The sequence below is a fragment of the Methylobacterium variabile genome (assembly GCF_001043975.1).
Taxonomy (GTDB): domain Bacteria; phylum Pseudomonadota; class Alphaproteobacteria; order Rhizobiales; family Beijerinckiaceae; genus Methylobacterium; species Methylobacterium variabile.
Genome location: NZ_LABY01000138.1, coordinates 1 through 14,075, shown reverse-complemented (window position 1 = coordinate 14,075; position 14,075 = coordinate 1). Strand labels below are relative to the sequence as shown.

Here is a 14,075-nt window from a genome sequence, read left to right as displayed (position 1 = left end):
CACAGCCTGGGTGGGGAGCGGCTGCTGGTGATGGGTGGTGAGCCGTCGTTGGGTTGCCGCCCGAAAGCCGACATTCCGCTTGGCGCCCGTCCCGGCCATTCTCCGCGCTTAACGCGCTTCCCAATAGCCGACGTTCGTTCAGGAGCCGACGTTCGTTCAGGTCGGGGCGCTCCGTCTCACACCACCAAACTTCTGGAACGAACGCGCTTAGCCCATCATGCACCTCACCTGCTGCATGCCTGCTCAACTTCCTGTGAGGCCGGGCACCTAGCCAGCCTCCGAGAAAGCGGTTAGGCCGTTAACACTCGTTGAGAGAATGGCGAGGCGGTCGGCGACCGCAGGCCAGGTATCTTGCTGACATGGGACGACTTCCGAGCGGCTGCCCGACTTCGGCTAGCGCGGCAGGTTCGATTCGGAGAAAATGCGTGCCATCGCAGAATGAAAAGCTGCTGACCGGAATTCCGGAATTCGATCTCGTACTACGCGGTGGTCTTGCGAAGGGCAGGGTCCACCTTCTCCAAGGGGACCCCGGCAGCGGTAAGACGACCATAGCTACCCAGTTTCTCCTGGAGGGAGTTAAGCGAAAGGGCGCTCGTGGGCTCTACGTGAGCATGTCCGAGAGCGCTGAGGAACTTCGCTCATCGGCTGCCTCGCATGGCTGGGATCTATCAGCGATCGAGATTTTCGACCTGGTACCGCTGGAGGCGCAGCTCGACGAGCAACAAACGGTTCTTTTCCCGTCCGAGATCGAACTCAGCGAAACAGTCAAATTAATTACCGATAAGATCACCGAGACCGACCCCGATCGCGTGGTGATCGACTCTTTGTCTGACCTGCGGCTTCTAGCCTCCGATCCATTGAGGTATCGGCGACAGATCCTTACCCTCAAACAATTCCTGCAGGGGCGCCACTGCACCACGCTGTTGTTGGACGACAGGACTACGGACGTTGGAGGCAAAGACCTGCACAGCGTTGTGCATGGGGTGATCTCGCTGGAGCAGATGGAGCGGAGCTACGGCGCCGTCCGTCGCCGCGTGGCTGTCACCAAGATGCGCGGCTCCAATTACCAGAGCGGCTGGCACGATTTCGCCATTACCACCGGTGAAGTGCTCGTCTTTCCCAGTCTGATTGCCGAGGAGCACAGCAGCGACTTCGAGAAGGGGACAGTCCGGAGCGGGCTAGCAGAGCTCGATGATCTTCTAGGTGGTGGGCTTGATCGCGGGACCGTCAATATGTTTGTCGGGCCCTCAGGTGCTGGAAAATCGACACTCGCGCTGGCCTACGTTATGGCGGCGATCCGTCGAGAGGAGCGCGCGGCCTACTTCTCCTTCGACGAAACGTTTCGGACGCTTGCAGAACGAGGTCGAGCCCTCAAATTTGACGTCGAAGAGGCGGTCAAACAGGGTAAGCTCGGGTGGCAGCGCGCCAATCCGTCTCGGCTGTCCCCTGGCGAGTTCGTCTGGCAGGTGCGTCATCAGGTCGAGCAGCAAAAGGCCAGGATCGTGGTGATCGACAGCCTCAACTCGTATCTGGGAACAATGCCTGAGGAGCAGGCGCTGGTGCTGCAGATGCATGAGTTGCTCACCTACCTGAATAACAAGGGCATCGTGACGATCCTCATCCTGGCGCAGCAGGGAGTCGTCGGTGATGTCACGAACCCGATCGACCTCTCGTTCTTGAGCGATACTGTCGTGCTGCTGCGATTTTTCGAGGCGCAAGGGCAGGTGCGCAAAGCGATTTCCGTCGTCAAGAAGCGCACCGGCGTGCACGAGTTGGCGATACGCGAGTATCGCTTGTTCCCGCACGGGATGAAGGTCGGCCCGCCGCTATCCGACTTCAAAGGAGTGCTAACAGGCGTTCCGACATACGTGGGTGCGAGCGGACCTCTTCTTCCCGAAGATGCCGCCGAAACCGACTGACGCGGAGGCCTTGGGCCCCGCCCTCGTACTCGCGCCTCTGGGTCGAGACGCTGATGCTATCTCGCGCGTGCTGGCTGACATCGGCGTAAGGTCCGAGGCAAGCCCGGATCTCACGGGTTTATGCTCCGGTCTGGGCGAGTGGACGCCGATGCTGCTGCTGGCCGAGGAGGGCTTGGCGAACGGGATCGAGACACTCGTTACATGCCTGGACAAGCAGCCACCATGGTCGGACCTGCCCATCGTTGTCCTCAGCGCCGGAGGCCCGAGAAGGGGCGGCGCTAAGCGATGGCGCCTTTTCGAGCGGCTCGGCAACGTCACGATTCTGGACCGACCGTTGCACGTCGGGGCGTTGCAAGGCGCCGTGCGCGCCGCTCTTCGGGGGCGCAACCGCCAATACCAGACGCGCGGCCATCTCGAGGACTTAGAGGCTGCCCGCGCTGGCCTTGAGCAGCGTGTTGCCGATCGCACAAAGGAGCTCGACAGCACCCGCGAAAGTCTTGCTTTTGCGCTCGACGCCGCCGGGATGGGGTCTTGGGATCTTGATCTTACGGCAAACACCTCGAAGCGCTCGGCCCAAAACGACCTCATCTTCGGCTACAGCGAACCCTTGCCTGTGTGGGGTCGCGAGCTCTTTTTGGAGCACGTCCACGAGCAGGATCGCGGGTCCGTGTTGGCCGCCTTCGAGCAAGCCATTGAGAGTGGCAGCCTTGACCTCGAATGCCGCATTCGCCGCAAGGATAGAGCTGTTCGTTGGATCATTGCGAAGGGCCAGGTCACGTACGCCCCAGACGGCCGTCCGTTGCGCATGGCGGGCATCGTCATGGATACGACCGAGCACCGAGATACGGAGGATGCTCTCCGCCAAGCGCAAAAGATGGAAGCAATCGGACAGCTTACGGGGGGCGTGGCGCACGACTTCAACAACCTGCTGACCATCATCCGCTCGTCGGTGGACTTCCTGCGCCGGCCGGACCTGCCGGAGGAACGCAGGAGCCGCTACCTCACTGCTGTCTCAGAGACGGTCGACCGGGCGGCCAAGCTGACAGGCCAGCTCCTCGCGTTCGCCCGGCGCCAAGCACTCAAGCCCGAGACGCTCGACGTGGGCGCCCGGCTGCGCGTCGTGGGCGACCTGCTCGACACGGTCACGGGCGCGCGGATCAAGGTCGTGACCGACGTTCCGGAACATCCCTGCTTCGTCCGGGTCGATGCCAGCCAGTTCGAGACGGCGCTCGTCAACGTGGCGGTGAACGCCCGCGACGCGATGGACGGGGCAGGCACCTTAACCCTGCGCCTCGACTGCGGCGTACCGTTGCCGCCCATCCGCGGCCATGCTGCGGCGCCGGGTCCGTTCGCGGCGGTCTCGCTCCATGATACCGGCTCCGGCATCGCGCCCGCCGTTCTGGCGCAGGTCTTCGAACCCTTCTTCACGACCAAGGAGGTCGGCAAAGGGACGGGGCTCGGGTTGTCCCAGGTCTTCGGCTTCGCCAAACAGTCGGGCGGGGACGTCTCGGTTGAGACCGAGCCAAGCCGTGGCACGACCTTCACGCTCTACCTGCCCGAAGTGGAACCAGAGGCAGGGGCGGCCGAGGACGACGGCGAAGGAGGTTCCGTTGAGCCGGGTGGGTTCGGTCAGCAGGTGCTGGTGGTTGAGGACAACATGGAGGTCGGGCGCTTCGCCACCCAAATCCTAGAGGATCTCGGCTACCGCACGTACTGGGCGGTCAACGCCGAGGACGCGCTGAAGAAGCTTGGTTTCGACGGTGCGGGCTTCGACGCCGTGTTCTCGGACGTGGTAATGCCAGGCATGGGCGGTGTCGAGCTCGCTCGGCTGCTCAAGAGGCGGTTGCCGAACTTGCCTGTGGTGCTCGCTTCTGGCTACAGCCACGTCCTGGCCCAGGAGGGCTCGCACGGCTTCGAACTGCTGCAGAAGCCCTATTCGGCCGAGCAGATCTCGCGTGTCCTACGCAAGGTCATCGGCCAGATGCCGCAGCGGATAGCACCGGTTAGCTGAGCTTCGCAGGAACCCCGTAGCGCACACCCTCCGTCTCTAAGGCTCCTCACGCCTCGGCGTGGCCGAAAGTCGAAGGCGTAGAGGCTCAGTCCTGCTCGCGCTCCCGGCGCCAGGACGGTCTGGATGCGCTCGTTCAGCTCACCTCGCCCATCGAGCTTGCCTAAAAACGTCCATGGCATTGGACTGCGGTCCATTGATGGCCATCTCGCCGTTGTCGCCGCGAACGGACCACCTCCGGCGAGATGAGCGACCTTCGCACCGAGAGCCACGATGACTTTCAATCAGGCCCGTCCGACCTAGGCGCGCCACGTGAAAGCAGCGAGTGAGACATCGACGTCCCGGAAGCCACCCCCGCGCAGGATGGCAGCGGCCGGCATGCGAGCAAGGATGGGAAGATGGGCTTTCAAGTTCGCTCGCGCCATCGACGCCTGCTCGTGGTCGGCGCTCGACGTGATCGCGCACGCTTTGTACCGCGCAAGCTATTGCGAACGGCTGCCGATTTCCTGCGGGAAGCTCCCGTGTAGCGGACATCCAAACCGGCGGCGTGGAAGATCCGGAGGGGCTCACTCTGAAGCATCCTCTGAGCCGCGCAGAATGTCCGCTTCACCACCTTGCCAGCCCCGAAGCGGACCAGCTGCTTTCGGCCAGGCTCGGTCGTTCGGAGCCAATCGGACTGCCGGTAAGCAGACCTTCGGAAGGCCCGAGAAGGGTCGGGAGCGGCCCCCAACGGCGCTCAAAATCCGCTAGGGTATACCCTAAAAGACAGATTCGATCATGATCCGCGCGTCAGACTACGTGCGATCTCGGCTGCGTTCACCGGACTGGTTCGAGCCGATCGTACCCCTTTGCGCGGTAGACGATGACCGAGGCGATCCACGCCACGACGAAGATCCCGACCACGGCGAAGCCAGCCTCGCCCAGGTTGTCGTTGAGCGTGCCCACCACCCGCCACAGGCCGCCTTCAAGCCCGAGCTTGTCGCCGATCAGGCCCAGAGCCTCCACGCCGCCGATGAACAGCGCGATCGCTGCGGACGCTGCCGTGATGGTCAGGTTGTACCAGAGCTTGCGGATCGGGTTCGAGAGCGCCCAGCCGTAGGCACCGGTCATCAGCACGCTGTCGGTCGTGTCCATGAGCGTCATGCCCGCGGTAAACAGCGCCGGGAAGATCAGGATCGCCCAGAACGACAAGCCCTGCGTGGCCTGCGTCGCGGAGATGCCGAGCAAGGCGACCTCGGTCGCGGTGTCGAAGCCCAGTCCGAACAGGAAGCCGATTGGGTACATGTGCCAGGAGCGCGAGACGACGCCGAAGATCCGGCGGAACACGCGCGCCAGCAGCCCGCGCCCGGCAAGAAGCGCATCCAGATCCTCGTCCACGACCTTGCCGCCCCGGCGCACGCGGGTGAACGCGGTCCACACGCCGCGCAGGATGAACAGGTTGGCGATGCCGATGATGAGCAGGAACGCCGCCGAAACCGCCGTGCCGATCAAGCCGCCGATGTCGTGGAACTGGTCGAGGCTGTCCTTCATCGCCGCGGCCGTCACGGCGATCAGGCCCGAGGCCAGGACGACGATGGTCGAGTGGCCGAGAGAGAAGAAGAGGCCGACCGAGTAGGGCTTCTTGCCCTCCTGCATGAGCTTGCGCACGACATTGTCGATGGCCGCGATGTGGTCGGCGTCGAAGGCGTGGCGCAGGCCGAAGCTGTAGGCGAGGAAGGCGGTCGAGAGCAGGACGGGCTGGTTGGCGAACACCACGAAGGCGGCGATCCAGGCCGCGATGTTGGCGGCGATCAGAACGGCGTAGACGAGCCCGACCTTCACCCGGAGACGGGCAGGCTGATCGTCGAAGGGATTGGGCAGCAATGGTCCGCTCCGGATGATAGGGCTCGTCTCAGCCAGGGGAATGCCCGTCAGAACCGCCCCGCGAGGGTCAGGCGCACCGCGGTCGGTTCGACAGGGTGAAAGTGCCGGTCGGCAACGGCTGCGGCCTCTCCGGGCAGGCGGGACTCGTAGAAGTAGGTGATCTGGTCGGCCTTGGCGTTCGTCAGGTTGAGCACGTCGAGGGCGAGGCTCATGCCGTTGTCGAAGGCGTAACCGATCCTGCCGTTGAGCAGCGCGGTCGGCTTCGAGCGGACCGAGTTATCCTCGATCAACGGCCGGGGGCCGAAGTAGCGGAAGCGCAAGCTGCCGAACCAGCCCTGGCCTTCGCCGAACGTGACGCCCGCCGAGGCGATGGTGGTCGGCGCCTCCGGCACGCGCTGGCCCACGGGGTCGCGGTCGGAGAAGCGCGCGTTGGTGATCGTCAGGTCGCCCTCCAGCCGCAGCCAGGGGGTGAGCGCGTAGTGGTTGCTCCATTCGATACCGAAGCGCCGCGTCGGACGGCTTGGCTCGGTGGTGCCGGTGTCGCCCTGGAACAGGTTCTCGGACGCGAAGTCGAGCCGGAACAGGGCGAGGCTCGTCTCCAGCCCGGCGATCGAGCGGTTGCGGATCCCGACTTCGTAGCCCGTCGAGGACACCAGGAACGGCGAGCGGCTGATGTTGAACAGCGGGCTCACCGGATCGACCGTCGCGGTGACGCCGCGGGCGTCGTTCGAGTGGAAGCCACCGCCATAGTTCAGGTAGATCTCGGTATCCGCCCACGGCCCGAACACCGCCCCGAGCTTCGGGTTGACGATGCTGTCGCGAGCGCGACCCGAATTCGCCGGGGTGTCGGAGCGGACGTCAGCGTAGTAGCCGTCTGCTCGGAAGCCGACGCTGGTGCGCAGCCAGTCGGTCCAGCGCACCCGGTTCTCGTAGTAGAAGGCGGCGCTCGCCTCCAGCACCCGGTCGTCGAGGACGGTGGAGCGGTATTGCCGGGCGGTGGTGTTGAACAGGCCGACCCGGATGTCGTCGGTACGGGTCTGCACGCCGATCTCGTTCTCCATCGGCAAACCGAACAGGTCGCCCTGGAAGACGCGGCTGATCTCGCCGCCACCGAGCACCCGGGCGTCGCGCTGGCGGAACTGGTCGCCGTTGACGGGATCGTTGAGGAAGTAGGTGAAGTTGTTCCAGAGGTTCATCTGGTAGCGGATCACGTAGGCCGAGGCCCTGGTGATGCCGCCCGCGTCCGACTGGCTCCAGCGCCCGGAGAGTGAGAAGCGCCCGGTGTCGCCGCCATCGGTCGGGTCGAGGGTGCCGTAGCGGCCGATGATGCCCTCCGCCACCGCGCGCTCCGGGATCTGGTTGGTGGCGTTCCAGCGCGCCCAATACGCCATACCGGTGACGGCGAAGCCGTCCGTCGCGGTGCCCTGGCTGTAGCGGGCGACTCCGTTGAGCTTGCGCAGGGCATCGGGCACGACCCAGGGCCCGTCGTAGGTCTGCGCTTCGCCCGCGACCAGGAGATTGCCAGCGCCGAGCGGCACCGACGCCGCCGAGAGCCCGCGTTTGAAGCCGAAGCTGCCGAGCGTCGTCAGCGCGATGTTGCGGTCGAGCTTGTCGAAGTAGTCGATCCGCACCGAGCCCGCGGAGGCGAAGTCACCGTCGCGGACGAAGTACGGCCCCTTGTGGAACTCGACCGCGCCGACGAGTTCGGGGATCAGGAAGTTAAGATCAGCGTAGCCCTGGCCGTGGGCGTGGGTGCGCATGTTCACCGGCATGCCGTCGACGTGAATGGCGATGTCGGTGCCGTGGTCGAGGTTGAAGCCGCGGAGGAAGTACTGGTTGGCTTTGCCCTCGCCCGAGTGCTGCGTGATGATGAGGCCCGGCACCTCCTCCAGCACCTCGCCGGGGCGGGTGACGGGTCGGCTGTTGATCTGTGCGCCCGAGATGATACCGGCGCTGGCAGCATCGACAGGGCGGAGGCCGCCGCCGATGCCGCTGACGCCCCCGACGTAGCCCACGCTGGCGCTAGGATTTCCGGGTCTGGGGGGAGCAGCAGCGACCTCGATCTCGGCAAGATCGATGGTCTCTTTCGGTGCCGTGGTCGACGAAGGCGCCGCCCAGGCACACGGGGCTCCTATCAGCAGCGGGCCGAGCATGGACAGCCGCAGGCGGCCCCGGAGCGGGAACAGTCGATTGGAGGAGCGAGGCGGCATGGTCGTCGTCAGGGAGCGCGGCAGTCCTCTCCTTGTCGCACACTGGCAGTATGATGAAGATGCGAAAAGATCACACTGACGGGATGATCCTGTGCTCGTGCACGTGCTCGGCCTGCGTACCGCCCTCCTCGGGGATCAGGTGCAGGTAGCCGTATCGGACGCCGCGCTGGGTCGTGATCGCGTCGGCGTAGGATCTCAGGGCATCCGCTGGCCCGCGCAGGACGGCGACTTCCAGGCAGTCGTCATGGTCGAGATGCACGTGCATGCTGGCGACAGAGACGCCGTGGTGGTGCCCTTCGTCGGTGAGGCGCCGCGCGAGATCCCGGGTGCCGTGGCTGTAGACGTAGCTCAGGGTCGCCGAGCACATGCCGGATCCCGTCTTGGCGGCCCGGGGGGACAGGACGGCGTCCCGGACGATATCGCGTACGGCCTCCGAGCGACTGTTGTAGCCGCGTTCCTGGCAAAGCTGGTCGACCGTGGCGAGAAGGTCGTCGTCGATTGTGATGGTGATGCGCTGCATGCCGACCCCGGGTGCATACCCTGTCAGGTGGTAGACCGCTGTGCCCAACACCACCAGTCGCCGTGAAACCGTGGTGGCACTCGAAGGTGCGGGACCCTGATCACGCGATGCTCCAAGGTCCGTTCGTTATTCCGGCCGTCCATAGGGGTATGCTCATGCGAACGGCCGATAAAACGAACGACGACGGCGGCAATCATCGTGACAGCCACCGGCAACATCGCCGGCATGGCGGAGGTTGCAGCTCGCTTCACCGGCGATGCCAAGCAATGCGGATGGGGTAGCCGACCAGCATTGAGCGTGATGCTGGCGCTCTGGTACTTCCTCAAAGACTTCACCGACCAAGAGGTGCTGATCCTATGGGGGGCTCGGCCATGGAGCGGGCGACGAGCAGGCTCACTGGTAGGTATGCCTCAGCCACGATCGCTCTGCTAAATTGACCTGCCTCGCCGTTCCGGCCACCTCACGGTGAGGCCGGCAGGCCGGGTCGCCACCAGCAGGGCTGATCCTGGCCCGCTGCCCTTCAGGCAAACGACCACGCCAGGAGAGCCTCGGCATCCGCCGGGCGATCCGGTATCTTGGCGGGATGGGTGACGAACTCTCAGCAGTTGTTAGGTCGCTGCACGAAACGCTGATGGTCAGCATGACGACCGTTGAGTCGTTGGCGTGCGAGTGCGCCGAGATGGCCTACTACGCCGAGCAAGATGGCTGTCAGGGCTTTGCGGAAGCCCTGCGCGTCTTCAGCCATAAGCACCGGATCAAGGCGCTTGAAATCGCCGGGAAGCTGGCCCTCCTGGAAGAACAGCACCGCAATTTGCTCCGGCCGAAAGCTGGACCCCTCAGGCAGCCCGTGCCAGATCCGCAACGCCGCCTACAGCACGGACGCTGCTCAGGAACTCGCGCGCGCCGGCACCGCTGAAGGCAGGATAAGGTCAGTTCATGGTGCAGCGCCCGTCAAGGTCCAAACCCTTCGCCGGGCGTTCTGCTGTCGGAATATTGCATCGCAATATGCGTTTGTGCACTGCGACGTTGCTGTCGCAGCCCTCATGGGCGTTTCCTCCCTAGACTCGGGCCGCCTCGCAAGGGCGGCTTCCTTTTTGCCGGCCGACTTCTAGATGAGAGTGGGTCACGCCAGTCCTGCCACTTGCTCGACTGGCGTCACCGGTGAGCGGGGACTCCGCTGGATGGAATGTCCTCAGCCCACTGTCTTGAGCAGCCCAGGCAAGGACTCGGCTGACCTGCACCGCCGACCATGATCCACCACGAGCTGTGGGGATGCCGCGATCGTTGAGCGCGCCCGCGATGGCCTGCAACGTCGTCACGCCACCGGCTTGGATATCTTCGATGATGGGGACCAGCTCGGCAGCATGTCGCTTGGCTCGCTCCTGGCGCACTTGGATGCTGGTCTCTCGGCCCTTGGCCGCAAACCGATCAATCCCGGTCTTCATGCTACCCACCGCACTAGGATCGCCTCTGCCTCCGCTGGATCGACCTTAATGCGGTAGACGGCCTGCCGCGACAGGCCGGTGTCCCTGGCGATGGCCGAGATGCTGACGCCCTGGCTCAGCATGGTCCGTACCGTGTCGAGTTGGCTGCGGCTGTGGGAAGGCTTTCTGCCTCTGTAGGCGTCTTCTTGAGCCTTTGCGTGGGCGATGCCGGCCCGCGGCGCCATGGCATGCGACCCCAGACGGGAAGCTTGAGCATGGAGCCGTGCGCGCCTGGGGCGTGGAGAAGCAAGGACACCCGGCCATCGGTGAGCCAAGCACTCAAGGGTGTCGAAGCGTGGTAGAACCTTCGCAATAACAGCGCCTGGGAGGAGCCCCCGTGTCAAATCCGCTGATCAGGAAACTCGAGCACGGCGCTCTCCTCACTGACGAGGACCGGGCTGTGCTGGAGGCGATCTCCCGTGTAAGTCGCCGCGTTCCAACGAACCACGACATCATTACCGAAGGTACAAGGCCGGCGGCCGTGAACCTCATCATGGGTGGTTTCGCATGCCGCTATAAACTTCTGCCCGACGGCCAGCGGCAGATAACGGCGTTTCTTGTCCCGGGCGATTTCTGCGATCTGCATGTCACCCTTCTTGGCGAGATGGACCATACGATCGGCACGGGCTGGGGTTGCGATATCGTCGAGATCCCAAGAGCCACCATTGACGAGCTCCTTCAGAACCACCCCCGCATCGCACGCGCCCTGCGGTGGTCGACCCTCGTCGATGAGGCCACCTTGCGCACATGGCTCGTCAGCATGGGGCAGCGTTCGGCCAGCAAGCAGCTGGCGCACTTGGTCTGCGAGTTGCTGCTGCGCCTCCAGACGGTCGGGTTAGCTGACGCGGACAGCTTCGATTTTCCGCTCTCGCAGGTCGATCTCGGCGATACGCTCGGCCTGTCCGTCGTCCACGTGAACCGCACATTGCAGGAACTGCGAGGGCTCAACCTTATTTCGTGGAAGCACAAGCGGGTCCATATTCCCGATGTAGAGCGGCTGAAATCATTCGCCGATTTTGAACCCAGATATCTGCATCTGGACGATTGTCGTGATCTCCCGGCCTGACAAGCCAGCGCCTCAGCCTTTCAGCACCAGCCCCGCGAACGACAGCGTGGCGGTATAGACGGGATAGCGTTCCTCGTCGGTGACGAGCACCGTGATCGCATGCCGGTCCCCATCCTGCGGCACCTGGTCGACAGCCATCCCGGGAAGCACCCGCTTTGCTTCGTGGCAAGCGGCTTCGACATCGGCGCACTCCACCCCCTCGGCATCGCGCGACCACTCCCCGTCATGGATGTCGAAGAAGAAGCGGGGCATGGCGGCATCCTCATGGCTGCCGAGCGGCAGTAGAAGGGTCTGTAAGCTGCCAAACCCCATCATGCTCTAACATACCGTCACATCACCGCATCCGGCATTTGCCTTTGCGGCGCGACCGAGCTTCCGGCGCGGGTTGCCCTGCACCGCGAATAGCTTGCAAGCGGTCCTGTTGCCCGTTGGAGGCTTTGCGGCAACAGGTCGCCGGAAACGCAGGAGCGAGACTTGTGGAGGTTGTATATCAACCGTAATCGACCGCCCGAAACGTTGCCGCGACACAGGCTGCCATGCTCTCGATCGATTTCCAGCCTATTGCCATTGATACGGGCAGCGCCGACCGGGAGGGCTGTCTTGTGCTCGTCAACAATCGCCTGGTTGCCGTGCTGGCGCGTCTCGACCCGCGCATGCACCTGGAGCTGGGATGCGGTGACCACTGGCATATCGAAGCCACCTTTTCCAATGCGGTGCAGCCGCCGAAGCACGGCACTTTCAGCGACCTGGAGCAGTGTCGGGCCTGGCTGGCGATGCGCTACGGTTGAAACGCGGCCGGCTGCTGTCCCTGTGCGGCCATCGCGGACATATCCATCTACATCGCTCCAAGAGCGTGGCCGTCCGGATCGGTGAGGTCGCGGGCTTACATGAAGCCGTAATCTTCCACCGTGGAGTGGCCCCCGGTCCGACCGGACACGAGGCGCAACCGTGAGGACCTAGGCGCAAGCCGAGAGTCTGGACTCTGAGCAATCCCGACGGCCGAGTCGATAAGGACTTGCGCTCAGATTGCCAGATACGGTCCCTGGAACAGGTCCCATGGCCTTGCGCCGGAAGAGGATGCGTCAGCGGCGGCGCTGATGCTCGTCGCAGTCATGTAGTATGTGGCAGCGCTGGCAGAACGCGGCCAGATTAGCGTCCTCTTCGCCGTTGAGGGAATTCGGGAAGCGAGTTCCGGTAGCTGCCATGTAGCTATGTGCGATCGGCGTCAGTCCTCCTCGGGATCCGCAGCCGCCTCGATCATCTGCAGGAAGTTGTGTCGCACCTTCGGGTCCCGGATCCGGCTGAAGGCACGCACGAGTGCCAGACATTCCTCTGCCGCCACCTGCCCAGGTTGTGTGTCTGTGGTGCCACTATCAATAGCCAACCGTGACGAGGCAGGCAGGCTACCATCGGGCAGGGAGTTAGGTGGAAGACCTAACGTTCTTGCCATTTTCAGTTGCATCCGCTCGGATGGACTCACTCGGCGAACGCTATCCGAGAAGTGTGCTGTCGCGACAGGCACCGCATTGGCTGCCATGCCTACCTGTTGGTCTTTGCAGGCACTGCCACTGCCAGCTTCGTGGGCGTCCGACGGCCCTGGCTTGTCTCTCATTTGTTAAATCCAATGCGGCGCTAATCCATTCAGGCGCTCATATGAGGCAAGTTGATGGCGACCAGTAACCAAGCTTGCACTATGGTACAGGCTTATTGAAAGACGGGGGATAGCCGAGCTAGGATCCAGCCATAGAAGAATAGGATCAGCTTGGAGGGGTTCATGGGCCGCGCTGCGTCGATTGCATACGATGCGCAAAAATTCCCAATGCCTGTATCTCTTGGCAATGAGGCAGGTGCTTGGGAATGGGATGTGGCGAACGACCGCTTGCGGGCAGACGAATACGTGCACCAGATCCTATGGGCCAGCACCCGGCAGCGCAGCGAGGGCGGCACGCTGGCCGAGTTCGCAGCCTGCATCCACCCTGACGATCGTGACGCCGTCATTAAGCGCATGAAGACCAACGCCTCTGAGGGCGCTGCCTTCATCGCCGAATTCCGTGTCTGCTCAGCCGAGGGCGATATGCGATGGGTTCTCGCACGCGGGCGCTACGAACTGGACGAGGCTGGCCGTCCGCTGCGCGGGCGCGGCATCCTCATCGACATCACGGGTGCGAGCCTCAGCGAGAACCAATACGGCCAGCGGATCGAGGAGCCGCAGGCCTGCCATCCCTTGGAGCGCGCCGCCGATCACTGCCTGTCAGCACGCGAGGCGATCTTGGAAGCGGACCAACCTTTCCTGCTGAAGCTAGCTGACATTCTGCTGCTGGAACTCGGGCGCTGCCTCGGTCGCCTGGTCAAAACAGAGCGCGATCGCCGCATGAACTGAGCCGGACTGCACCGTCTCTCACTATGGGGGGCGGCACGACACGGCTCACCTCGCCCATCCTGGCATGGTCCGGACCAGCAAGGTGTTGAGGATCACAGAGCCTCCAGCCTCTTGCGCGCCCGCTCAAGACTCGCCCAGATCCGCGGCGCCTTGCGTTCGAGGTCCGCTTGCCCAGTGCCGATACCCGCCGCTGGCCAGACGACGGCGCCACCGGACCGAAGATGATCCTCAAGACGGCGAAGCGGCCACTCGGCTGCAGTCAGAAACGCTTCCAGGTCCGCGTCGCTGTCGGCGAAGTAGGAGCCTCGCTGAAGTGTGGGCAACCTCTTGGTTGGAATACCAACGGCGTTGGGCTCGCCTCTCGACTCTCGGGCGTGGCCGCCGAGGCCTCGTTGCAAAAGATTGTCCCCGAACACCCAGAGGGTGTCTGGTTCGTTGCGGAGCATCTGGCGGGTGATGTGCTGTTCTCGCCGGATCGGCATTCCTTGTCCCCGACCTAGCGGGCCTGCGTTCGGGGAAGCTTTGCGGATCTCAGGGTTAAGCTCGACCTACCGGAACCGGTTGAGCGACGCGCCGGCGCACTCGCTCCGATTGGCGATCCGGCGTAAGCGCTCGGTGACGCTTC

General features: G+C 63.9%; 12 protein-coding genes and 1 pseudogene. 5 read left to right on the top strand and 8 right to left on the bottom strand.

Features of this window, described 5'->3' with window-relative positions; translation table 11 throughout:
• The first annotated feature begins 359 nt into the window (after positions 1-359).
• On the top strand, positions 360-1,919 hold the full coding sequence (locus VQ02_RS19455) for an ATPase domain-containing protein (RefSeq protein ID WP_083469320.1): 1,560 nt from the start codon (positions 360-362) through the stop codon (positions 1,917-1,919).
• A 592-nt stretch (positions 1,920-2,511) separates the two neighbouring features.
• A pseudogene (locus VQ02_RS19450) lies at positions 2,512-3,930 on the top strand (ATP-binding protein); the annotation flags it as partial.
• 813 nt (positions 3,931-4,743) lie between these two features.
• On the opposite strand, the gene VQ02_RS19445 reads toward VQ02_RS19450, so the two are convergent.
• The 6 genes from VQ02_RS19445 to VQ02_RS39790 all read right to left on the bottom strand — a co-directional run bounded on the left by VQ02_RS19445 (position 4,744) and on the right by VQ02_RS39790 (position 10,189).
• Positions 4,744-5,790: a HoxN/HupN/NixA family nickel/cobalt transporter gene (locus VQ02_RS19445; RefSeq protein WP_048445863.1), complete on the bottom strand. Its 1,047-nt coding sequence runs from the start codon at positions 5,788-5,790 to the stop codon at positions 4,744-4,746.
• A gap of 47 nt (positions 5,791-5,837) precedes the next feature.
• A complete protein-coding gene (locus VQ02_RS19440; RefSeq protein ID WP_083469321.1) occupies positions 5,838-7,943 on the bottom strand; it encodes a TonB-dependent receptor in 2,106 nt (701 codons plus the stop codon).
• Between the two features lie 127 nt (positions 7,944-8,070).
• Positions 8,071-8,520 carry a nickel-responsive transcriptional regulator NikR gene (gene nikR, locus VQ02_RS19435; protein WP_048445862.1) on the bottom strand — a complete coding sequence of 150 codons (450 nt, stop codon included), beginning with the start codon at positions 8,518-8,520 and terminating at the stop codon, positions 8,071-8,073.
• 598 nt (positions 8,521-9,118) lie between these two features.
• Positions 9,119-9,325, bottom strand: a complete 207-nt coding sequence (locus VQ02_RS37305) for a hypothetical protein (RefSeq protein WP_157080709.1) — start codon at positions 9,323-9,325, stop codon at positions 9,119-9,121.
• A gap of 253 nt (positions 9,326-9,578) precedes the next feature.
• On the bottom strand, positions 9,579-9,965 hold the full coding sequence (locus VQ02_RS39910; protein WP_342447841.1) for a recombinase-like helix-turn-helix domain-containing protein: 387 nt from the start codon (positions 9,963-9,965) through the stop codon (positions 9,579-9,581).
• Positions 9,962-10,189, bottom strand: coding sequence for a helix-turn-helix domain-containing protein (locus VQ02_RS39790; protein ID WP_083469319.1), 228 nt, complete (start codon positions 10,187-10,189; stop codon positions 9,962-9,964). The genes VQ02_RS39910 and VQ02_RS39790 overlap by 4 nt, the downstream gene beginning before the upstream one ends.
• A 152-nt stretch (positions 10,190-10,341) precedes the next feature.
• Between VQ02_RS39790 and VQ02_RS19420 the strand changes: the two genes are divergently transcribed.
• Positions 10,342-11,070 (top strand): Crp/Fnr family transcriptional regulator, encoded by a 729-nt coding sequence (locus VQ02_RS19420; protein ID WP_048445860.1) that lies wholly within the window; start codon positions 10,342-10,344, stop codon positions 11,068-11,070.
• 12 nt (positions 11,071-11,082) lie between these two features.
• On the opposite strand, the gene VQ02_RS19415 is transcribed toward VQ02_RS19420, so the two are convergent.
• On the bottom strand, positions 11,083-11,322 hold the full coding sequence (locus tag VQ02_RS19415; RefSeq protein ID WP_048445864.1) for a DUF6894 family protein: 240 nt from the start codon (positions 11,320-11,322) through the stop codon (positions 11,083-11,085).
• 284 nt (positions 11,323-11,606) lie between these two features.
• Between VQ02_RS19415 and VQ02_RS19410 the strand changes: the two genes are divergently transcribed.
• Together VQ02_RS19410 and VQ02_RS19405 are read left to right on the top strand one after the other, a co-directional pair.
• On the top strand, positions 11,607-11,858 hold the full coding sequence (locus tag VQ02_RS19410; RefSeq protein ID WP_048445859.1) for a hypothetical protein: 252 nt from the start codon (positions 11,607-11,609) through the stop codon (positions 11,856-11,858).
• A gap of 986 nt (positions 11,859-12,844) precedes the next feature.
• The gene (locus VQ02_RS19405; protein WP_157080708.1) at positions 12,845-13,450 is read left to right on the top strand and encodes a PAS domain-containing protein; all 606 of its coding nucleotides are present in this window, start codon (positions 12,845-12,847) and stop codon (positions 13,448-13,450) included.
• Positions 13,451-13,542: 92 nt separating this feature from the next.
• Here VQ02_RS19405 and VQ02_RS40175 read toward each other — a convergent pair whose 3' ends face one another.
• On the bottom strand, positions 13,543-13,896 hold the full coding sequence (locus VQ02_RS40175) for a DUF7831 domain-containing protein (RefSeq protein ID WP_483414288.1): 354 nt from the start codon (positions 13,894-13,896) through the stop codon (positions 13,543-13,545).
• Positions 13,897-14,075: the final 179 nt, after the last annotated feature.

What these genes read in the sequence shown, in the direction of transcription:
- VQ02_RS19455 (WP_083469320.1), top strand. Translation starts at nt 360, where the DNA reads ATGGGACGACTTCCGAGCGGCTGCCCGACTTCGGCTAGCGCGGCAGGT.
- VQ02_RS19440 (WP_083469321.1), bottom strand. Translation starts at nt 7,943, where the DNA reads ATGCTCGGCCCGCTGCTGATAGGAGCCCCGTGTGCCTGGGCGGCGCCT.
- nikR (WP_048445862.1), bottom strand. Translation starts at nt 8,520, where the DNA reads ATGCAGCGCATCACCATCACAATCGACGACGACCTTCTCGCCACGGTC.
- VQ02_RS39910 (WP_342447841.1), bottom strand. Translation starts at nt 9,965, where the DNA reads ATGAAGACCGGGATTGATCGGTTTGCGGCCAAGGGCCGAGAGACCAGC.
- VQ02_RS39790 (WP_083469319.1), bottom strand. Translation starts at nt 10,189, where the DNA reads ATGGCGCCGCGGGCCGGCATCGCCCACGCAAAGGCTCAAGAAGACGCC.
- VQ02_RS19415 (WP_048445864.1), bottom strand. Translation starts at nt 11,322, where the DNA reads ATGCCCCGCTTCTTCTTCGACATCCATGACGGGGAGTGGTCGCGCGAT.
- VQ02_RS19410 (WP_048445859.1), top strand. Translation starts at nt 11,607, where the DNA reads ATGCTCTCGATCGATTTCCAGCCTATTGCCATTGATACGGGCAGCGCC.
- VQ02_RS19405 (WP_157080708.1), top strand. Translation starts at nt 12,845, where the DNA reads ATGGGCCGCGCTGCGTCGATTGCATACGATGCGCAAAAATTCCCAATG.
- VQ02_RS40175 (WP_483414288.1), bottom strand. Translation starts at nt 13,896, where the DNA reads ATGCTCCGCAACGAACCAGACACCCTCTGGGTGTTCGGGGACAATCTT.